The 20,427-nt window shown below is 71.4% G+C and carries 19 protein-coding genes; 14 read left to right on the top strand and 5 right to left on the bottom strand.

The genetic code is table 11. The features are described from left to right. The first annotated feature begins 208 nt into the window (after nucleotides 1-208). The 6 genes from ACFY1S_RS11940 to ACFY1S_RS11965 all read left to right on the top strand — a co-directional run bounded on the left by ACFY1S_RS11940 (nucleotide 209) and on the right by ACFY1S_RS11965 (nucleotide 7,213). Nucleotides 209-1,264 carry an ABC transporter ATP-binding protein gene (locus ACFY1S_RS11940; protein WP_387116059.1) on the top strand — a complete coding sequence of 352 codons (1,056 nt, stop codon included), beginning with the start codon at nucleotides 209-211 and terminating at the stop codon, nucleotides 1,262-1,264. Next, entirely contained in the window at nucleotides 1,261-2,295 is a 1,035-nt protein-coding gene (locus ACFY1S_RS11945) for an ABC transporter ATP-binding protein (protein WP_387115841.1), read from the top strand. The genes ACFY1S_RS11940 and ACFY1S_RS11945 overlap by 4 nt, the downstream gene beginning before the upstream one ends. After that, a complete protein-coding gene (locus ACFY1S_RS11950) occupies nucleotides 2,292-3,299 on the top strand; it encodes an ABC transporter permease (RefSeq protein WP_364375188.1) in 1,008 nt (335 codons plus the stop codon). Before ACFY1S_RS11945 ends, ACFY1S_RS11950 begins: the two co-directional genes overlap by 4 nt. Nucleotides 3,300-3,309: 10 nt before the next feature. Then, entirely contained in the window at nucleotides 3,310-4,296 is a 987-nt protein-coding gene (locus ACFY1S_RS11955; RefSeq protein WP_387115844.1) for an ABC transporter permease, read from the top strand. Between the two features lie 147 nt (nucleotides 4,297-4,443). Continuing rightward, on the top strand, nucleotides 4,444-6,186 hold the full coding sequence (locus tag ACFY1S_RS11960; protein ID WP_387115847.1) for an ABC transporter substrate-binding protein: 1,743 nt from the start codon (nucleotides 4,444-4,446) through the stop codon (nucleotides 6,184-6,186). A 157-nt stretch (nucleotides 6,187-6,343) separates the two neighbouring features. Continuing rightward, nucleotides 6,344-7,213 (top strand): GyrI-like domain-containing protein, encoded by an 870-nt coding sequence (locus tag ACFY1S_RS11965; protein ID WP_387115850.1) that lies wholly within the window; start codon nucleotides 6,344-6,346, stop codon nucleotides 7,211-7,213. A gap of 14 nt (nucleotides 7,214-7,227) precedes the next feature. Here the strand turns inward: ACFY1S_RS11965 and ACFY1S_RS11970 are convergent, their stop codons facing one another. After that, nucleotides 7,228-7,962: a VOC family protein gene (locus ACFY1S_RS11970; protein ID WP_387115853.1), complete on the bottom strand. Its 735-nt coding sequence runs from the start codon at nucleotides 7,960-7,962 to the stop codon at nucleotides 7,228-7,230. A 96-nt stretch (nucleotides 7,963-8,058) separates the two neighbouring features. Beyond that, complete coding sequence (locus ACFY1S_RS11975) at nucleotides 8,059-8,961, bottom strand: NADP-dependent oxidoreductase (protein ID WP_387115856.1); 903 nt, start codon at nucleotides 8,959-8,961, stop codon at nucleotides 8,059-8,061. Between the two features lie 105 nt (nucleotides 8,962-9,066). On the opposite strand from ACFY1S_RS11975, the gene ACFY1S_RS11980 reads away from it, so the two are divergent. Next, nucleotides 9,067-9,468 (top strand): winged helix-turn-helix transcriptional regulator, encoded by a 402-nt coding sequence (locus ACFY1S_RS11980; RefSeq protein WP_387115859.1) that lies wholly within the window; start codon nucleotides 9,067-9,069, stop codon nucleotides 9,466-9,468. 80 nt (nucleotides 9,469-9,548) lie between these two features. Here the strand turns inward: ACFY1S_RS11980 and ACFY1S_RS11985 are convergent, their stop codons facing one another. Continuing rightward, complete coding sequence (locus ACFY1S_RS11985; protein WP_387115862.1) at nucleotides 9,549-11,693, bottom strand: prolyl oligopeptidase family serine peptidase; 2,145 nt, start codon at nucleotides 11,691-11,693, stop codon at nucleotides 9,549-9,551. Nucleotides 11,694-11,778: 85 nt separating this feature from the next. Between ACFY1S_RS11985 and mshB the strand changes: the two genes are divergently transcribed. The 3 genes from mshB to ACFY1S_RS12000 all read left to right on the top strand — a co-directional run bounded on the left by mshB (nucleotide 11,779) and on the right by ACFY1S_RS12000 (nucleotide 13,703). After that, nucleotides 11,779-12,705 (top strand): N-acetyl-1-D-myo-inositol-2-amino-2-deoxy-alpha-D-glucopyranoside deacetylase, encoded by a 927-nt coding sequence (mshB, locus tag ACFY1S_RS11990; RefSeq protein ID WP_364375164.1) that lies wholly within the window; start codon nucleotides 11,779-11,781, stop codon nucleotides 12,703-12,705. A 17-nt stretch (nucleotides 12,706-12,722) separates the two neighbouring features. Next, a complete protein-coding gene (locus ACFY1S_RS11995) occupies nucleotides 12,723-13,157 on the top strand; it encodes a hypothetical protein (RefSeq protein ID WP_387116062.1) in 435 nt (144 codons plus the stop codon). 81 nt (nucleotides 13,158-13,238) lie between these two features. Then, a complete protein-coding gene (locus tag ACFY1S_RS12000) occupies nucleotides 13,239-13,703 on the top strand; it encodes a hypothetical protein (RefSeq protein ID WP_387115865.1) in 465 nt (154 codons plus the stop codon). 132 nt (nucleotides 13,704-13,835) lie between these two features. Here ACFY1S_RS12000 and ACFY1S_RS12005 read toward each other — a convergent pair whose 3' ends face one another. Beyond that, nucleotides 13,836-14,789, bottom strand: a complete 954-nt coding sequence (locus ACFY1S_RS12005; protein ID WP_387115868.1) for a GNAT family N-acetyltransferase — start codon at nucleotides 14,787-14,789, stop codon at nucleotides 13,836-13,838. A 78-nt stretch (nucleotides 14,790-14,867) separates the two neighbouring features. Here ACFY1S_RS12005 and fdxA point away from each other — a divergent pair, with 78 nt between their 5' ends. Both fdxA and dapC read left to right on the top strand, forming a co-directional pair. Further along, nucleotides 14,868-15,194 carry a ferredoxin gene (gene fdxA, locus ACFY1S_RS12010; RefSeq protein WP_007464872.1) on the top strand — a complete coding sequence of 109 codons (327 nt, stop codon included), beginning with the start codon at nucleotides 14,868-14,870 and terminating at the stop codon, nucleotides 15,192-15,194. After that, the gene (dapC, locus tag ACFY1S_RS12015; protein WP_387116065.1) at nucleotides 15,191-16,300 is read left to right on the top strand and encodes a succinyldiaminopimelate transaminase; all 1,110 of its coding nucleotides are present in this window, start codon (nucleotides 15,191-15,193) and stop codon (nucleotides 16,298-16,300) included. The genes fdxA and dapC overlap by 4 nt, the downstream gene beginning before the upstream one ends. Before the next feature lie 47 nt (nucleotides 16,301-16,347). Here the strand turns inward: dapC and ACFY1S_RS12020 are convergent, their stop codons facing one another. Continuing rightward, on the bottom strand, nucleotides 16,348-18,189 hold the full coding sequence (locus tag ACFY1S_RS12020) for a M48 family metallopeptidase (RefSeq protein ID WP_387115871.1): 1,842 nt from the start codon (nucleotides 18,187-18,189) through the stop codon (nucleotides 16,348-16,350). Nucleotides 18,190-18,340: 151 nt separating this feature from the next. On the opposite strand from ACFY1S_RS12020, the gene ACFY1S_RS12025 reads away from it, so the two are divergent. Next, nucleotides 18,341-19,312: a DUF4034 domain-containing protein gene (locus tag ACFY1S_RS12025; protein WP_387115874.1), complete on the top strand. Its 972-nt coding sequence runs from the start codon at nucleotides 18,341-18,343 to the stop codon at nucleotides 19,310-19,312. 94 nt (nucleotides 19,313-19,406) lie between these two features. Beyond that, entirely contained in the window at nucleotides 19,407-20,426 is a 1,020-nt protein-coding gene (locus ACFY1S_RS12030) for a prephenate dehydrogenase (protein ID WP_387115877.1), read from the top strand. Nucleotide 20,427: the final 1 nt, after the last annotated feature.

A 20,427-nucleotide genomic window follows, 5' to 3' on the forward strand; every position in this document is an offset into this window, starting at 1 on the left:
TGACGTGCGCTCAAGGCCATGAATGCCCGAGGTGAGGGGTGTTCAGGGCCGATGCCGACTCGTTACGCTCGGCCCCGCTGACACGTGCCGACTTTGTAGCTTATTTTCACCCTCGGGACTTTCCTGTAAGTTCCCTTCGTCACTGAGGGAGGTGGCCGTGGACAGCTCGGAACCGTCGCCGTCCGGGGAACCGGACGACCGACCCGCCGTGCCGGCGCAGCGCTCCGACGAGGACGCCTACCTGCGGGTGAGTGACCTGCGGGTCCGGTTCGACACCGAGGACGGCGTGGTGCGCGCGGTCGACGGGGTGTCCTTCGCCGTCGACAGGGGGCGCACCCTCGGCATCGTCGGCGAGTCCGGTTCCGGCAAGAGCGTCACCTCGCTCGCCATCCTCGGCCTGCACGATCCCAAGCGGACCACAGTCACCGGCGAGATCTCCGTCGGTGGCCGGCAGGTGGTCGGCCTCGGCGACGAGGAGGTACGCCGGCTGCGCGGCCGGGACATGGCGATGATCTTCCAGGACCCGCTCTCCGCCCTGCACCCCTACTACACGGTCGGCCGGCAGATCGCCGAGGCGTACCGGGTGCACCACCCGAGGGCCGACCGGCGTGAGGCCCGCCAGCGGGCGGTGGACATGCTGGACCGGGTGGGCATCCCGCAGCCGGCCCGCCGGTTCGACCAGTACCCGCACGAGTTCTCCGGCGGCATGCGCCAGCGGGCGATGATCGCGATGTCGCTCGTCAACGACCCGTCGCTGCTGATCGCCGACGAGCCGACCACCGCGCTTGACGTCACCGTGCAGGCGCAGATCCTGGACCTGCTCGCCGACCTCCAGGCCGAGTTCCACTCCGCGATCATCCTGATCACCCACGACCTCGGCGTGGTCGGCCAGGTCGCCGACGACGTCCTGGTGATGTACGGCGGACGTGCCGTCGAGCGGGGAAGCGTCGAGCAGGTGCTCCGCTCGCCGCAGCATCCGTACACCTGGGGGTTGCTCTCCAGCGTGCCGTCGCTGCACGGCGACGCGGACGCGGACCTGGTGCCGATTCCCGGCAACCCGCCCAGCCTGATCAACCTGCCGCCGGGCTGCGCCTTCCACCCGCGCTGCCGCTACGCGGACCGCAACGGCGACCGGTCCCGCACCGAGGTGCCCGAGCTGCGACCCGCCGGCGCGGACGGTCACCTGGTCGCCTGTCACCTGAGCGCCGAGGAGCGCGCCGAGCGCTACGCCGAGGACGTCGCATCCGTGGGGGTGGCCCGATGACCGACGAACCACTGCTGCGGGTACGCGGGCTGACGAAGCACTTCCCGGTACGTCAGGGGCTGCGCGGCGCGGGCCTCGTGCGGGCGGTCGACGGGCTCGACTTCGACGTGCGACCGGGCGAGACGCTGGGTCTGGTGGGGGAGTCGGGCTGCGGCAAGACCACCACCGGTCGGATGCTGGTGCGGCTGCTGGAGCCGACGGCCGGCACCATCGAGTTCGGCGGTCGGGACATCACCCACGCCGGTCGCCGGGAGCTGCGCCCGCTGCGTCAGGACCTTCAGATCATCTTCCAGGACCCGTACGCCTCGTTGAACCCCCGGCACACGGTGGGTCGGATCGTTGCGATGCCGTTGCAGGTCAACGGGATCAAGCCGCCGGGTGGGATCAAGGCGCGGGTGCAGGAGCTGCTGGAGCTGGTCGGGTTGAACCCGGAGCACTACAACAGGTACCCGCACGAGTTCTCCGGCGGGCAGCGCCAGCGCATCGGCATCGCCCGCGCGCTGGCCCTGCGGCCCAAGCTGATCGTCGCCGACGAGCCGGTGTCCGCGCTTGACGTCTCGATCCAGGCGCAGGTCGTCAACCTGCTGCGCGACCTGCAACGGGAGCTCGGCCTGGCCTTCGTGTTCATCGCGCACGACCTGGCCGTGGTGCGGCACTTCTGCCAGCGGGTCGCGGTCATGTACCTGGGCCGGATCGTGGAGATCGGCGACCGGGCGGACATCTACGAGCGGCCGCAGCACCCGTACACACGGGCGTTGCTCTCGGCGATCCCGGACGTCACCAAGCTCGGCCCGGCGGGCCGGATCCGGCTGGCCGGTGACGTGCCCACCCCGCTGGACCCGCCGTCGGGGTGCCGGTTCCGCACCCGCTGCTGGAAGGCGCAGGACGTCTGCGCCACCGAGGAGCCGGCGCTGGTCCCGCGCGACGGGGGCAGACAGGCCACCGCGTGTCACTTCCCGGAAGAGGGAGCAGCCGGCACGAGCCCCGAGGTCGAGGGGTCGGTCACCCAGGTCGAGGAGGTGTCGCCGTGAGCCTGTCTCCGGTGGAGGGTGTGGCGCTTGCCGAGATCGAGTCCGGCGACGGCGTGGGCGAGCCCGCGACCAAGGGGGTCGTCGGTCGCTCGCCCGGTCAGCTCGCCTGGCTGCGGCTGCGTCGCGACCGGACGGCTCTGGTCAGCGGCGTACTCCTGGTCTTCTTCATGGTGTTGGGGTTGTCCGCCCCGCTGATCGAGATGGTCTACGGGATCGGCCCGCGAGAGCAGTTCCAGAACCTGCTCGACGGTTTCGGGATGCCGCTGGGCTACGCGGGTGGTGTCAGCGGGGACCACTGGTTCGGCGTGGAGCCCGGGCTCGGCCGGGACATCTTCATCCGGTTGGTGTACGGGCTGCGGACCTCGCTGTTCATCGCGTTCGCCGCCGCGTTGATCACCGCGACGATCGGTGTCGTGCTCGGCGCGCTCGCCGGCTACCTCGGCGGCTGGCTCGATGCGGTGATCAACTGGATCACCGACCTGACGCTCGCCATGCCCTTCCTGATCATCGCGCTGGCGCTCACCCCCACTGTCACGCTGCGCTTCTACGGCGAGCGGGGGCAGGTGTCGGCGGCCTTCGGCGTGGGTGTGCTGATCGGCGTCTTCGCCATCTTCGGCTGGACCAGCACGGCCCGCCTGGTCCGCGGGCAGGTGATCGCGCTGCGCGAGCGGGAGTTCGTGGAGGCGGCGAAGGCCAGCGGGGCCGGGCTGGGGCACATCATCTTCCGGCAGTTGCTGCCGAACATCTGGGCGCCGATCCTGGTGTCGTTCTCCCTGGCGGTGCCACAGTTCATCACCAGCGAGGCCGCCCTGTCGTTCATCGGCGTCGGCCTGAGCGACGAGACGCCGAGCTTCGGCCGGATGATCTACCGCAGTCTGAACTTCCTCCAGACCGACTCGGCGTACGTGTTCTTCCCGGGCATCACGATCTTCGCGCTGGTGTTCGCCTTCAACCTCTTCGGTGACGCGTTGCGAGACGCGCTCGACCCGAAGTCGTCCCGGTAGGGGTCAAATCATGGCGCGATTTCTACTCAAGCGACTCTTCTCCGCCACGCTGACCCTGTTCGCGGTGAGTGTGCTGACGTTCCTGATGTTCTTCGCACTGCCGCGTGACCCGGTCACCAGCATCTGCTCGAAGAACTGCAACCCGGAGCGGCTGGAGCGGGTCCGCGACGACCTTGGTCTGAACGATCCGCTGATCAGTCAGTACGCCGGCTACATGAAGGGCATCGTCACCGGACGCGACCTGGGCAGCGCCCAGGGCGGCAGGTGCGACGCGCCGTGCCTGGGCTGGTCGTACGTCACGAACGAGGCCGTCTCGGACACCATCGCCCGGGTGCTGCCGGTGACGCTGAGCATCGTCATCCCGGCGGCGATCCTGTGGCTGCTGCTCGGCGTGGGGCTCGGCATGGTCTCCGCGCTGCGTCGGGGCACCTGGCTGGACCGCGCCGCCATCGGCTTCTCGCTCACCGGAGCCTCGTTGCAGCTCTACTTCGTCGGCGCGGTGCTGCTACTGATCTTCGTCTACAACCTGCGTTGGCTGCCGGTGCCGAGCTACACCTCGATCTTCGACAACCCGGCGAAGTGGGCCAGCGGGCTGGTGCTCGCCTGGGTGGCGCTGGCCTTCCTCTTCTCGGCCATCTACGCCCGGCTGTCCCGGGCGCAGATGTTGGAGACGCTGTCCGAGGACTTCGTCCGCACCGCGCGGGCCAAGGGCCTGGCCAAACCCAAGGTGTACGGGCGGCACGCGCTGCGCGCGGCGATCACCCCGGTGGTGACCATCGCCGGTCTGGACGTGGGCGGGGCGCTCGGTGGCACGGTGATCACCGAGACGACGTTCGGCATCCAGGGGTTGGGGCGTACGGCGGTGGACGCCGTGCGCTCGGGTGACCTACCCACGATCATGGCCACGGTGCTGATCGCCGCCGTCTTCGTGGTGTTGGCGAACGTGCTGGTGGACCTGCTCTACGCGGCCATCGACCCACGGGTGCGGCTGCGCTGACCCGCCGGGTGACCGGCGCACCTGTCGATGGCGAAATTTATCGACAACTGTTACACAACTCGTAGGTTTTCTTCCTTACGATCCTCGGGACGTCGGCGGTTCTCGCCCCGACGAAACCGCACGGCACATGGGTGAAGGGGGTACTTCATGAGACCACGCGTGGTGGCCGCCGCAGGCGGCGCGATAGCTCTGGTGGTGGCACTGGGTGCGTGCTCGAAGAACACGGGCGAGGGCACCACAGTGGACACCGAGCGCAAGCAGACCGGGGTCATCGCGACCGACCCCAAGGACTCGCAGGGCCCGGCCGCCGAGGTGAGCGGGGCGCACAAGGGCGGCACCTTCACCGTCATCCGGGAGACGCCGATCTCCCACCTCGACCCGCAGCGGACGTACTCGTTCGCCGGTCTGATGGCCAACCCGCTCTGGTCCCGCTACCTGACCACCTGGAAGGACGACGGCAAGGGCGGCCTGGTCCTCGTCGGCGACCTGGCCGAGACTCCGGGCAAGAACGTCAACAACGACTGCAAGGTCTGGGAATTCACCATCAAGGACGGGGTGAAGTTCGAGGACGGCCGGCCGATCACCTCCAAGGAGATCGCGTACGGCATCGCCAGGTCCTTCGACCCGGACCTCTCCGGCGGCCCGACCTACATCCAGGAGTGGCTGGCCGACACCGCGCAGTTCGACACCAAGTGGGACTTCAAGAAGAACAAGACGTCGCTTCCGCCGGGCCTCTCCACGCCGGACGCCAAGACGTTGCGCTTCGAGTTCGCCAAGCCCCGTTGTGACCTGCCGTTCGCGGCCTCGCTGCCGACCACCGCGCCGCTGCCCGCGGACAAGGACACAGGCATCAACGTGGACAAGCAGCCGTTCTCGTCCGGCCCGTACAAGGTCGCCAAGAACCAGGTGGGCGTGCAGATCACCCTGGAGCGCAACCCCAACTGGGACCCGAACACCGACCCGGTCCGGCACCAGTACCCGGACCAGTTCGTCTGGACCTTCGGCCCGACCGCGGACGCCGCCAACAACCGGGTGATCGCCGACAACGGCGCCGACCAGAGCGCGCTCGCCTTCAACGCCGTGCCCGCCTCGCTTGTCGCCAGGGTCGCCGGGGACACCGCCCTCAAGTCGCGGACGCTCCTCTCGCCGACCCCCAGCGCCAACCAGCTCGTCATCAACAACCAGCGGGTCACCGACCTGAAGGTGCGTCAGGCGCTCAACTACGCCATCGACCGGGAAGGCATGATCAAGGCGCTCGGCGGGCAAACCGTCGCCGCGCCGCTGACCACGCTGATGCCGCCGGCCACCATCGGCTACAAGGCGTACGAGGCGTACCCGGCCGGGGCGAACGGCGACGTCGCCAAGGCCAAGGAACTGCTCGGCGGCAAGACGCCGGAGCTGGTCCTCGGTGTCGCCGACAACACGACCGAGCAGCAGCAGGGTGCCCAGCTCAAGGCCAACCTGGAGCGGGCCGGCTTCAAGATCACCGTCCGGAACATCTCGGACGACGCGAAGCTCGACGAGGTCAAGAAGAAGAACAACCCCTGGGACCTGTACATCGGTAACTGGGCGGCGGACTGGCCGAGCGGAGCGTCGATCCTGCCTGTGCTCTACGACGGCCGCACCATCAAGGCCGAGGGCAACAGCAACCAGTCCTACTTCAACGACCCGGCAGTCAACGCCGAGATGGATCGCATCCTGGCGCTGGCCCCGGCCGAGCAGGGCCCGGAGTGGGCCAAGCTCGACGAGCGGATCATGAAGGAGCACGCGCCTGTCGTTCCGATGTACGTCGACGTGGCCTACAACGTGCACGGGTCCAAGGCCGGCGGGATCTTCATCTCCAGCGTCTTCGGCTACCCGTCGTTCGTCAACGCGCACGTCAAGCCGTAAGGCACACCGCAGACAGACAGGGGTCCCCTCCCGACAACGCCGTCGGGAGGGGACCCCTGTCGTCGTCCGGGAGCCCGGGGACCTGATCGGATCGGACCGCTACGGTCGGGTGCGGGGCAGGGTCCTTCGGCCAGGCTTGACGTCGAAGGGAGGCCTCGTGATCGCGGCGCTCAACAAGCTCGTCGACCAGATCGAAGAGCACCTCACCGAGGAGTTCGACGTCAACGGAGTGGCCAGGACGCTCGGCACCACCGAGTACCACCTGCGCCGGATGTTCTCGTCGTTGGCCGGGATGACGCTGTCCGAGTACGTGCGCCGACGCCGCATGACAGTCGCCGCCGCCGACGTCGTTCGGGGCGAGGACGATCTGCTCGGCATCGCCGTCCGGCACGGATACGGCTCGACCGAGGCGTTCGGACGGGCGTTCCGGGCCGTCCACGGCGCCAGCCCCGGTGACGTACGCCGCGACGGAGGCCCCCTTCGCACACAACCGCAGCTCAGGTTCCGCCTGACCGTCGAAGGGAGCACCCCCATGGACACCCGTATCGTCGACCGCCCCGCGTTCCGGCTCGTCGGACACGCCGCCCGGGTCCCACTCATCCACCGGGGCGTCAACCCGCACATCCAGCAGCACATCGCCGGACTGCCACCGCAGGAGCATCGTCGGCTCAAGGCCCTCAGCGAAACCGAACCCGGCGGGCTGCTCCAGGTCAGCGACGACGTCGACGCCGAGGCCACCGAGGGCAGCGAACTGACCTACCTGCACGGGGTGGCGGTCTCCCGGGACACCCAGGTCCCCGACGACCTGGACGCCATCGACGTGCCGGCGGGCCAGTGGGCGGTCTTCCGTACCTCCGGACCGCATCCCCAGGCATTGCAGAACACCTGGGCGGCGACCGCCAGCGAGTGGTTCCCCTCCAACCCGTGGCGACTGCGGCCGGGCCCCTCGATGGTCGCCATCCTCGAACGCGCCGAGGACTTCAGCACCGCGACCTGCGAACTGTGGCTGCCCATCGAGCCGGCGTGACGTGAGCGTGCGGGTCAGGCCGGGGTCAGGAGGCAGAACTCGTTGCCCTCCGGGTCGGCGAGAACCATCCACGAGATCTCGCCGCCCAGGTCGATGACCGTGGCGCCGAGAGACTCCAGCCTGGCCGCCTCCGCCTTCAGGTCGTCGCCCGGGTAGGGGCGCACGTCGAGGTGGACGCGGTTCCACCCGGTCTTCACATCGGGCGTGCGGAGGAACTGAAGATAGGGGCCGACGCCGGTGGCGGAGCGCAGCAGCGCGCTGTCGTCGGTCACCTTGTGCACCGTCCAGTCCGTGGCCTCGCCCCAGAAACGGGCCATGGCCCGCGGGTCCGCGCAGTCGACCACCACCGAGGCGATCGGACCGGTGTCGTGGGCCGTGTCCCGCCAGTCCAGTACGCAGAACTCGTTGCCCTCCGGGTCGGCCATGACCGTCCACGGGACATCGCCCTGGCCCACGTCGGCGACTGTTGCGCCGAGATCCTTCAGGTGCGTGACGAGCTCCGCCTGGTGGGCCGCCGAGGTGGTGGCGAGGTCGACGTGCACCCGGTTCTTGACAGTCTTCGGGTCCGGGTAGGCGACGAGGTCGATGCAGACGGCGACGGGGTCGGGGTAGACGAAGCCCTCGGGTTCGAGGTTCGTCACGCCCGGCCCCTCGCTGGAGACCTCCCAGCCGAGCACCTGCGCCCAGAAACCGCCGAGCGCGGCGTCGTTGTGAGCCTTCATGTTGATCTGCACGAGCCGCGTCGCCATGCCGACGATGCTAGCGGCGGCCGGGCGTACGACCGCACGGCCGGTGAGTGAAGGACTGTGCCGGCGACGTGTGGTAGCCGCCGAGCGGTGAGACCGTCAGGGGACGAGCACCACGCCACCCCGTACGCCGCCTCGGGCCAGCCTGTCGTGGGCGGCCGCCGCGTCGGCGAAGGAGTACACGTCGGCTACCCGGAGCGGGATGTCTCCGCTGGTGACGAGTGTGACCAGTTCACTCAGCCGGGATCCGTCCGGTAGCACGTCCAGCGCGAAGGTCCGGATTCCCCGCACCGGCTCCAGGCGAAGCGGAGGTGACGCGGCCACGTGGCCGCCGCCGTCCCGGACGAGGTCCAGCAGCGAGGAGCCGATCACAGCCAGGTCGACGACCGCGTCGAACGTTCCCGTCGGGTCGTCGGCGCGCGACAGGAACGCCGCGCCCAGCGACTCGACGAACTTACTGTCGTCCGGTCCGGCGAGTCCCGTGGCGTGCAGACCGGTCGCCCGGGCCAGCGCCAGGACGAACCCGCCTACCTGCCCGGCGGCACCTGTGACGAGCACTGTCGAACCCGCGGGGAGCGCGAGCAGGTCGAGGGCCTGGGCGGCGGCGAGGCCGCTTGTCGGCAGCGTCGCCGCCTCGGTGGCGGGGACGCCGGCGGGCGCGGAGGTCAGCCAGGCGGCGTCGAGGACCACGTACTCGGCGTGGGCGCCGACGGTGGTCTGCAGCCACGGCGAGAAGCCGATGACCTCGTCGCCGATCGTGAACTCCTCGACCGACGGGCCGACCGCGTCGACGCTGCCGGCAACGTCCCAGCCGGGCGTGTACGGCAGACCGGTCGGCAACGGGGCGGGGAACCGACCGGAGCGGATCACCAGATCGACCGGGTGGACGGCCGACGCCGCGACCCGCACCCGGACCTGTCCCGGCCCGGGCTCGGGCACCGGCACCTCGGCCACGTGCAGGACCTCAGGCCCTCCGAACTCCGCATAGCTGACTGCGCGCATCGTCGTCTCCTTCGTGGGATTTCGTGATCACCACGACCGTACGAGTAGTCGGCACTGTCGGTAAGTAGGTACCTTGAAGTGCCTAGGGCACCTGGAGGAGACAGCATGGCGACGACGACGAGTGCGGCGCAACGCCGTGAGCAGGCCAAACGCGACTACGACGCATACCTGGACCAGTGCCCGACACGTGAGCTGCTGAGCAGGCTCACCGACAAGTGGGTCGCGTTGGTGATCCCAGCGCTCGTCGACGGCCCACAGCGGCACGGTGAACTCGCCCGACGCGTCGCCGGCGTCAGCCAGAAGATGCTCACCCAGACCCTGCGCACCCTGGAACGCGACGGCCTGGTCACCCGCACGGTCACCGCCTCGGTACCGGTCCGCGTCGACTACGAACTCACCCCGCTCGGCCACGAACTGTTCCCGGTCATGATCGCGATCAAGAACTGGGCCGAGACGCACATGGACCGCGTCTTCGAAGCCCGGACCCGGTACGACGCACGCCCCTGAGCGCCTCGACCTGAGCGTTCGCGCGCGCTCAAAGCCCTAGCTGGATCCCTGGCGCCCTTTCGATGCAGGGCTCGTGCCGCTCACCCCAGGTGCGTACGCAGGAAGTCCAGTTCCAGGGGGAGCAGTCGTTCGGCGGTGCCGTTCGCGGCCATGTGGGTGGCGCCGGTCAGCGGCAGCACCGCGTGCGGGCGGCCGGTGCTCAGCAGCGCCGCCGAGAGCCGCAGCGTGTGCGCGGCCACCACGTTGTCGTCGGCCATGCCGTGCACCAGCAGCAGCGGGCGGGCCTGCTCCGGGACGGTGACCGGTTCGGCGGCCAGCTCGATCAGCGAGTGGTGCGCGTACACGTCCATGCCGTCCTCCGGCAGGCCGAGATAACGCTCGGTGTACGCGGTGTCGTACAGCGCCCAGTCGGTCACCGGGGCGCCGGCGATGCCACACCTGAACAGCTCCGGGTGCCGGAGCACCGCCAACCCGGCCAGCCACCCGCCGAACGACCAGCCGCGCACCCCCACCCGCTCCAGGTCCAGGTCGGGATGCTTGCCGGCCAGCGCGGTAAGCGCGTCGATCTGGTCGGTGAGGATCACGTCGGCGACCCGCCGGTGGATCGCCTTCTCGAACGACGGGGCCACTCCCGGCGTACCCCGGTTGTCGATGGTGACCACCGCGAACCCGGCGTCGGCCCACCACTGCCGCTCCAGCCAGGCCGCGCGGGCGGTCACCACCTCCTGGTGGCCCGGCCCGCCGTAGATGTCCAGCAGCACAGGCAGTCGCCGGCCCGTGACGTGGTTGTCCGGGTACAGCACCGCCGCCGGCAACCGCCGATCGGTGACCCGCTCCAGCAGCGGCAGCGGCGAGTACGGAGGGGGCGCCGCCAGCGACCGCAGCTCGGCCACCTCCCGGTCGCCGCGCCGCACCGTCCACCGCACGCCGGCGTGGTCCAACGAGGCGACCCCGATGACCAGCACGTCCCCGCCCACTGCGGCGGTGTGCCAACCCGAGTCGGTGGTGATCCGGCGAGCGTCCACCCCGCCGCCGATGGTGGTCCGCACCCGGAACAGGTGCCGCTCGCTCGGCTCGCCGTCGCTCGCCTCGACCAGCAGGTCCGCCGGGCCGGAGTCGGCCGGCAGCCGACCCACCACCCGCCGTACGTACAGCGACGGCGGCGTGAGCAGGGTGCCGTCGGCGAACAGGCAGCGCGCGTCGTACCCGTCGTGGGCCAGCTCCCCGCCGACCAGCACCCGACCGTCCGGCAGGTGCGCCGGGGTGCCGGCGATCGGCTCGACCCACCGCGGATCGGCCAGCTCGGCGTGCACCTGCGTCTCACCGGTACGCGGGTCCACGGCGAGCACCAGCCCGTGCTGCTGCGACCTGCGCAGCACGGTGATCAGGGGGCTGCCCTCGCCCCAGCTCACCCCGGTCAGGTACGGGTACGTCTCCCGGTCCCAGTGCACGTCGACCCAGCCGTCGTCCAGATCGAGCAGGTGCAGGCTGACCTCCGCGTTCGGCCCGCCCGCCCGGGGGTACGCCACAGCGGTCGGAGGGCTCGCCGGGTCGGCCGGGTCGTGCAGGTGCCACCGTTCCAGCCGGGACTCGTCCACCCGGGCGGCGAGCACCATGCGCCCGTCCGGCGCCCACCAGTAGCCCCGGTACCTGCCGAACTCCTCCGCCGCGATGTGCTCGGCCAGGCCCCAGCTCACCCCGGCGTCCTCGCCGGCCAGCAGGGTGTCGGTGCCGTCGGCCTCGATCACCCGCAGCTCGCCCCGGCGGACACCCTCGGCCGCGTCCGTCACGTACGCCAGTCGGTGCCCGGTCGGGTCCGGACGGGGGTCGAGCACCGGGCCGACGGCTGCCACCTCCACCACGTCGCCGTGCACCAGGTCGGCCCGGAAGAGCCGCCCGGCCAGCGCGAACACCGCCACCCGGCCGGCGGCGTCGAGCGCGTACGACCCGATGCCCCCGGCGTTGAGCCGCAGCCGTTCGCGTAACGCGCGTTCGCCGGGGGAGAGCGCCCGGGGGTCGCCGCCCCCGTCCAGCACTGTCGCCGGGTCCGCCACCAGCTGCTCCTCGCCGGTGGCCACGTGCAGCTGCCACAGGGCGTCCGCCGGATCCTCCGGACCTGCGGAACGCAGGAAGATCACCCGGGAGCCGTCCTCCGCCACGGCGACGGCGCGCGGCGCACCGTGGGTGAACCGGCGGGTACGGGCGGCCAGCTCCGGGAAGTCCACCGCCAAATCGTAGAGCGGTGGCGAGGGTGATGTGGCCGACCTGGGCGGACGCGTCAGCGCCGGCAGGGCCGAACCGCCGGTTAGAGTGACCGTCGTGACGACGCTGCCCGATCGCCGCCTGCTGCTGGTCCACGCGCACCCGGACGACGAGTCCATCGGCACCGGCTCGACGATGGCCCACTACGCCGCCACCGGCGCGCACGTGACACTCGTGACCTGCACCCTCGGCGAGGAGGGCGAGATCCACGTACCGGCGCTGGCCCAGCTCGCCGCCGCCGAGGCGGACCAGCTCGGCGGGTACCGGATCGGTGAGCTGGCCGCCGCCTGCGCGGCGCTCGGCGTCAGCGACCACCGCTTCCTCGGGGGTGCGGGCCGCTACCGCGACTCGGGGATGATGGGGCTCGCGACCAACGAGCACCCCCGCGCCTTCTGGCAGGCCGACCTCGACGAGGCCGCCGGGCACCTGGTGGAGATCATGCGGGAGGTACGCCCGCAGGTGCTTGTCACGTACGACCCCAACGGTTTCTACGGCCACCCCGACCACATCCAGGCGCACCGGGTGGCGATGCGCGCGGTCGAGCTGGCCGCCGTCGAGGGTTGCGCCCCGGCCAAGGTCTACTGGACGGCCATGCCGCTCAGCGTGCTGGAGGCCGGCCTGGAGCACTTCGCCGAATCCTCGGACAACCCGTTCGCCGGCATCCGCGACCTCGCCGAGCTGCCCTTCGGCACCCCGGACGCCGAGATCGCCGCCCGGATCGACGGCACCGACCAGCACACCGCCAAGGAGGCCGCGATGCGGGCGCACGCCACCCAGATCCCGGCCACCTCCTGGCTCTACTCGATCGCCGGCAACTTCGGTGGCGAGTTCATGGGCGTGGAGTTCTTCACCCTGGCGGTCGGTGCGAAGGGACCGGGCTCCGGCCCGTACGGCTGGGAGGACGACCTGTTCGCCGGGCTTCCCGACGAATCCGCCACCGACCGCCGCCCGGTCGCGGCAGCCGGCCTCCGGTGACCCTGCCCGCCGCGCCGATGTCGGTCGTGCAGGACCAGGGCACCCCGCCGGAGGCGGGGCCGCCCCCGCGTCTGCTGGACCTGGGTCTGCGGGTTGCCGGCGCGGTGGTCGTCGTGGTGGCAGGTGTGCTGACCGGGGTGCTGGAGCTGCTGCTCGCCACGGTCCGCGTCGGCGGTCAGCTGATCGGCGTGTCGGTGCTGCTCGCCGTCGGCGCCAACATCGTGCTGAGCTGGTTCGCGCACGAGGCGGTGGGCCGGCGGTGGGCGGTGGCGCTGCCGGCCGTGCCGTGGTTCGCCCTGATGGCGGTGGCCGCCATCCGGACCTCCGAGGGCGACCTGCTGCTGGCCGGGGACAACTGGGTAGGCCTGGCCATGATCGTGGCCGGCGCGATGACCTTCGCGGTGATGGGTTTCCGGCAGATCCTCACCCCACCGCCGGCCCTTCTCGGCTGATGACGCCACACAGGTGCGGGTGGTAGATATTCCTGCCAGGGATGCGGCCCCGCGATGGGGCGTACGGCAGGAGGTCGTGCGATGGACAGACGGTGGCGTGACGTAGGGGTGCTCACGGGAGCGTTGTTCGCGGCGAACGTGGCCGCCCGGCTGATCATCAAACTCGGCTTCGACGGTGACGACACCGCCGCCGACCGGGTGTCGCTGGCGATGTTCGTGGTGATCGGTCTGATCCTGGCCGTGGTCGCCTTCCGCTGGGGCAGCCGCCGGCCACTGTCCGCCTGGTCGGCCGACCTGGCCCTGGTGGTGGGGATCGCCATGGCGCTGACCGTCCTGGTCGGGCCGCTGCTGGTGGGCGACAACCCGTTCGGCGCCGGCGCGGGCACGTTCTTCGCCCAGATCTGGCTCTACCTGCTCGCCACGGGCGCGGGAATCCTGGTCGGGTACCTGGTGCTCACCGCGCTCGGCCGGGACTACCGGTCGCAGCAGCTCAAGCGGTACGCCGAGGTCAAAACCGCCAAGCCCCGCCGAGTGGTCCGCCGCTAACCTCCAACCCCGCCCCCGCCCCCGCCCCCGCCGATCTTGCACTTTCGGTCGCCGACATGGGTGGATTCGCCCCTTGCGTCGGGACAGAAAGTGCAAGATCGGCGGGGGCGGGGGCGGGGGCGGGGTGGGCGGTTAGTGCGGGGCGACCCGGGTCAGGTAGGTGTGGTGGGTGGTGAAGCCGAGGGTGCGGTAGAGCGCCACCGCCGCCGTGTTGCGCTGTTCCACCTGGAGGAAGGCGTGCGTGGCCCCTGCCGACACGCCCCAGTCGGCAAGCGCGTGGATCACCCGTCGGGCCAACCCCTGCCGGCGGGCGGCGGGCACCACCTCGATCAGGCTGAGCCCGAGCCAGCGGCCTTCACCGGTCACCGTTCCCCGGCCGGTGGCCACAAGCGTGCCGTCGGCGTACACATGGGCGAAGCGGACCTGCTCCACGGCGGTGAGTACGTGCCGGGCGGCGTCCGGGAGGCCGCCCTTGCGGCCGGCGGCAACTGCCAGCCACTCCTCGCTCGGCACCGAGACCAGCTCGACGGCCACGCCGGCGGAGGGGTCGGCGGCGGCGGGTAGGGGCAGGGGTGTGGTCTGGACCAGTGTGGGCGGCCGGCTGCCCCAGCCCCGGTCGTCCAGTTCGGCGCCGACGGGCGCGGCGAGCGGCAGCGGTGTGTTGATCATCGCAGGCTGGCCCTGCTCGGCGTACCAGCGCTCGACCGCGTCCACGGCGGCCGGCAGCGGGCGGTCCGGATCGCCGACCGGCAACGCCGAGTTGGCGCGTCCGGTCCAGCCCTCGGCCGATCTCAGCAGCCAGTCGCCGAGGCGGCCGCGGGTGGGCGCCGGCCAGGCCTCGTCGGCGGCGCGTTCCAGCGCCACCACGGCGGCGGCGGTCGGCCGGCGGGTCGGCGGTACCCGTTTGGCCCGGTGCACCTGCGCCACCGGAACCCGTAGCGGACCCTGCGCGGTGGCCAACGTGAGATGAGTCTCGCTCAGCTCCACCAGCTCGCCGAGGGCGTCGGAGAACAGCGGGCGGCCTTCGCGAATCCCCACAATCCGGCGGACCACGATTCGGTGTCCCACATCCTGCTGTCGGAGCACGATCGACCCCCTCCCCGGCGAGATACTAGGCTCTTACCGTCGCGGTGATCGCGGCGTGTCTTGCGGAGGAGAAGACCGGTGACCTACATCATCGCCGAGCCGTGCGTGGATGTGCTCGACAAGGCATGCATCGAGGAGTGCCCGGTCGACTGCATTTACGAGGGCAACCGGATGCTCTACATCCACCCCGACGAGTGCGTCGACTGTGGTGCCTGTGAGCCCGTCTGCCCGGTGGAGGCGATCTTCTACGAGGACGACGTCCCCGAGCAGTGGAAGGACTACACCGGCGCCAACTACGAGTTCTTCGAGGACCTGGGCTCGCCCGGGGGCGCCTCGAAGATCGGCAAGGTCGAGAAGGACGCGACCTTCGTCGCCGCGCAGCCGCCGCGCGGCGAGGGCCACTGACCCGGTCCGCGCCGGTCTCGTCGCGGCTGCCCGAGTTCACCTGGGACTCCCTGGACGCCGCGGCCGCTGTGGCCGCGGCGCATCCGGGGGGCCTGATCAACCTCTCCATGGGTACGCCTGTCGACCCGGTGCCCGAGGTGATCCGCCAGGCGCTCGCTGACGCGTCCGACGCTCCCGGCTATCCGCTGACCGCCGGCACCCCGGTGCTGCGCGACGCGATCGCCGCCTGGGTCGCCCGTGCCTGCGGCGCCGGCGTCGACGGTCTCGGTGTGCTGCCGACCATCGGCTCGAAGGAGCTGGTGGCCTGGCTGCCGACGCTGCTCGGCATCGGCCCCGGTGACGTGGTCGTCGTGCCGTCGGTCGCGTACCCCACGTACGAGGACGGGGCACGGCTGGCCGGCGCCACGGTCGTACGGGCCGACTCGCTCACCGCGGTCGGGCCGACCTCCCGGGTACGCCTGGTCTGGGTCAACTCGCCGGGCAACCCGACGGGTCGGGTGCTGCCCGCGGCGCACCTGCGCAAGGTGGTCGACTGGGCCCGGGAACGGGGCGCGGTGGTCGCCAGCGACGAGTGCTACCTGCCGCTGGGCTGGTCGGCGGAGCCGGTGTCGGTGCTGTCTCCGCAGGTCTGCGGCGGCTCGTACGACGGTGTGCTCGCCGTGCACTCGCTGTCCAAGCGGTCCAACCTGGCCGGCTACCGGGCCGGGTTCGTGGCCGGCGACCCGGCGCTCGTGGCCGAGCTGCTGAAGGTCCGCAAGCACGCCGGCATGATCGTGCCCGCCCCGGTGCAGGCGGCGATGGTGGCCGCCCTGCGGGACGAGCGACACGCCGACGAGCAGCGGGAGCGTTACCGGGCCCGCCGTGAGGTGCTGACGGCCGCGTTCACCGGCGCCGGGTTCACGGTCGAGCACTCGGAGGCCGGTCTCTACCTCTGGCTCACCCGCGACGAGGACTGCTGGGAGACGGTCGACTGGCTGGCCCGACGGGGCATCCTGGTCGCCGCCGGCGTCTTCTACGGCCCCACCGCCGGCCGGCACGTCCGGGTCGCGCTCACCGAGTCCGACGCACACGTCGCCGAGGTCGCAGCCCGCCTCGCCGAGGTCTGACCGCCCTTCCGGGCGGCCGACCCGTGGGGGTCGACCGCCCGGCCGCGTCAGTCGCTGATCCGGGCGAAGACCCGCAGCAGGGTGTTCCGGCTCTGCTTCTCCAGCAGTTCGCTGGACATCAGCTCCTGCACGGCGATCACCCGGCCGTCGTGCAGGGTCAGTTCCGCCTTCAACGGCACCTCCCGCTTGACGTTCACGGAGGCGACCTCCTCGTACGGCAGGAACGTGTGTGTGGTTGCCAGCTCTGCGATCGGGACCGAGTCGACAAGCGCGCGCAGCCGCTTCTCGCCCTGGCTCGCCTTGCCGGGGTCGGCGATCAGGACCAGCCCCCGGTCGAGGATGAGCACGTCGTGCTCCCTACCGTCGATCTTGATGTTGGCCAGCGCGCCGATCAGGTCGGCGTCCCGCCCGGAGACCCGCTCCTCCACCACCGTCGCGCCGGACGGATCGACACCCAGCTCGGCCAGGCGGGCCAGCGCAACGTCAAGGGTCTGCGGCGCGACGGCCAGTTTGGCGATCTCGGCGAGGTCCCACGGCTGCCCGTCCGGGCCGACGAGCCGGGCCGGGCCGGACCAGGAGAGCTGCCAGTGGGCCCGACCGGAGCGGACTGCCGCGTTGTCCAGCAGCGTCTCCATCGGCCCGGCGAACCGGGCGGCCGCCTCCTTGCGGGTCGCGTCGCCGAAGAACTGCTCGGCGAACTCGCCGAGCCGGCCGGAGCTGACCAGCTCCAGCACTGTCGTGAGGCCCGGCCCGGCGACGCCCGTGAACCGCCCTGCGGCCCGGTAGATGCCGTCCGCCTGCTGCTGCACCATTGCCGCCACCGACGAGGCGGTGAACTGCGGCCAGGGCAGCACCTCGCGGCTGCCGTGCTCGACCACGACGCCCTGCAACTGCCGGCCGGCGCCGTCGATGTCGGCGAGCAGCAGCGCGGCAGGTCGTTCGTCCGAGGCGACAGTCCCCGCCGGCAGGTCCACCATCGCGGCGACGCGGACGCCGATCGGTGGGTGGGTGTCCCACGGCGACGGCTCCCGGTCGGGGGCGTTCTTCCGCAGCTCGGCCAACTCGTCCCGGCGGGCCCGCAGCAGCTGGCCGAAGCCGCCGAAGAGGTCGTCCGGCGCCAGCCCTGCGGACCAGCCCGGCTCGACGTACCGGCGCATGTAGAAGCCCCAGGCGGCGCCGAGCGCCGGCAGCGTCCGCAGGGCGGAGGTGGCGGCGTCGTGCCCGGCCAGCAGCACCGAGGAGCGGTCGGCCTCCAACTCCTGCCGCCGCGACGCGGCGTTGTCCACCCTCAGGTAGAGCTTCGAGTACCCCTTGAAGACCCAGCCGATCGGGTTGCGCGGGCTGATCCGGTCCAGCGTCTCCGCGATGGCCAGTCGACCCCGGTACGCCACGCCGCCGAGGCGGGTGTGCTTGCCGGAGTAGTGGCCCAGCTCGTGGGCGAGCACCGAACGCAGCTGGTCCATCCGCATCGCCTGGAGCAGCGGCAGTCCGACATACAGGGTGCGCCGCCCGCCGACCAGGCCGAGGAACCGGCTCTGCTCGGCGACCGCCGCGTTCACCTCGGGCACCAGCCGGATCTCGTCGGGGGCGCGGGTGCCGACCGCGGTGGCCAGCTCCCGCACGGTGGCCCACAGGTCCGGCGCCTCGCGCTCGGTGAGGACCAGGCCGGGCGCCGGCTCGTTCTTCGTACGGATCGCGCGCCACAGCCCGGCGGCCACCGCGCCCAGCGCGACGACCAGGGGCAGCAGCAGCTTCCCGGTGACGAGCCCGTTGGTGTGGCCGTACAGCCAGACCCCGAGCGCGACCACGGCGGCGAGCTGTAGGAGCGCGACGACGTAGAAGCCGATCAACATGACCACCGAGGCGAGGGCCCGGTATGTCGCGGACATTTCATTTCCTCCCGCTGTTAGCCCGCATCGAGACGGCGGGCAGCGCAGCGGACCGTACGACGGTGATCAGAAGTGGACAACCCCCTTCCGGACCGGCCTTGGCAAGATCTACGATCTGCCGGGTCTTCGACGGGGTGAGAGGAAACGCGGCATGTGGCCGTTCCGGCGTAACAACAGGCAGGTGGCCGGTCCCACGTTGATCGTGGATCCGGCGGAGGGCGACCCGACCGCGCGGGCGCTGCGGGAGGCCGTTGAGCGTCGGGACTGGGGCACCATCCGTGATCTCCTGACCCCGGTGACCGACCCGAACGACCACGCCTTCTACGTCTCGGTGCTCGCCAACACCGACGGCCTGCAGGACTGGATCGGCGAGTGGGTCGAGGCCGAACCCCGGTCGACGCTGCCGGTGCTGGTGCGGGGGGCGCACGCGGTCTACTGGGCCTGGGAGGCCCGCAGCAGCGCCCGGGCCTCGCAGGTGAGCCAGGATCAGTTCAAGGAGTTCTGGCGACGGCTGCGGCTCGCCGAGAACTCCCTGGACGAGGTGGCCGACCGTGACCCGGACGACACCACCGCGCGTACCTTCCTCGTCACCTCGGCGCGGGGGCGGCAGGTGGACCGGGAGGAGGCGGACCGGCGCTTTGCCGACGTCGTCACCCGGCACCCGTGGCACCGGATCGCGCACGAGCAGATGCTCCAGTACCGCTGCCACAAGTGGTTCGGCAGCCACGAGGAGATGTTCGACTTCGCCCGGGAGGCGGTGGCGAAGTCGCCGGCCGGCTCGCCGCTGGGGCACCTGGTCGTCGTCGCCCACCTGGAGAAGTGGCTGGACCTGCCCGTCGGCGAGGACGAGGAGTACCTGGACGACGACGCGCTCCGGGCGGAGATCAACGCCGCGGCGGACCACTCGGTACGCCACCCGGACTACCGGCGCCGGCCGGGCTGGGCGAGCGTCCACAACACCTTCGCCATGGGCTTTTCGAAGGTGGGGGACCTGCGCTCCGCCGCCGGCCAGTTCGAGATGATCGGCGACCAGGTGACCAACTGGCCCTGGCAGTACATCAACAACGATCCGGTGATCCCGTTCGTCGCGTGGCGCGACGACGCGATGGCCGTCGAGGACTGACAGGCGTCCGGGCCGGCGCCGGGGGATATCCTCGGCGCCGGACCTGGTCGGGGCCGTCGGCCCCGCACCCCAGCAGGAACGTCGAGGTGTGCGGATGGTGGACGGCCCCGGTGTACGGGTACGGGCGGCGGTGGTCGGCACCGGCCTGATCGGTGGTTCGGTGCTGCTCCGGATGCACGCCTCGGGCGTCGACGTGACCGGGTGGGATCCGGACGAGGACACCAGGCGACGGGCCCGCCTGATGGGCGTACCCGTTCCGGATCTGCTTGTCGAGGCGGTGGCCGACCGGGACGTGGTGTTCCTGTGCGGGCCGTTGCCCACCTTGCCGGCCACGCTTGTCGAGGTGGCGGCGATGACCGGTGAGCGTTGCGTGCTGACCGACGTCGGCAGCACCAAGGAGGAGGTGGCGGCCTTCGCCGCCACACGCGGCCTGACGGACCGGTTCGTGCCGGGGCACCCGATGGCCGGCACCGACCGGGCGGGCCTGACGGCCGCGGGGCCGGATCTGCTGACCGGCGCCGCCTGGGTGCTCTGTCCCGCGCCCGGGCCGGCCACTGCCGCGTTCCGCTGGCTGGCCGGGCTGCTGGTGGACCTCTTCGAGGCCCGGGTGGTGCCGATGTCCCCGGCGGAGCACGACTCGGCCGCCGCACTCGCCTCGCACGTGCCGCACCTGCTCGCCGGCGCGCTGGCCGGCGCCGTGCAGCGTGCACCGCTGCGCGACGCGATACTGGCGCTCGCCGCGGGCAGCTTCTCCGACGGCACCCGGGTCGCCGGGACTCCGGCCGACCGGACCGCGAACATGCTGCTCGGCAACCGGCAGCGGGTGCTGCGGGAGCTGAACGAGGTCACCGCGTTCCTGGACGACTTGGCCGCCGCGCTGCACGCCGGTGACGGGCCGGCGCTCACGGCGCGGTACGACGAGGCGCGGGCCTCCCGGATGGCGCTGCGCGACCGCCGGTTCGACGCGTACGAGAGGCGGTTCCCCCTCGACGGTGACCACGCTGCCGAGGTGTCCTGGCTGTGCGGTCTGGGGGTGGCCGGCGGTCACCTGACCGGGCTGCGCGTCGGTGCCGACACCGTCTGCTACGCGGCGCGACGCCCGACTGCTGACTAGG

The organism is Micromonospora sp. NPDC000663, from assembly GCF_042898105.1.
Classification (GTDB): domain Bacteria; phylum Actinomycetota; class Actinomycetes; order Mycobacteriales; family Micromonosporaceae; genus Micromonospora.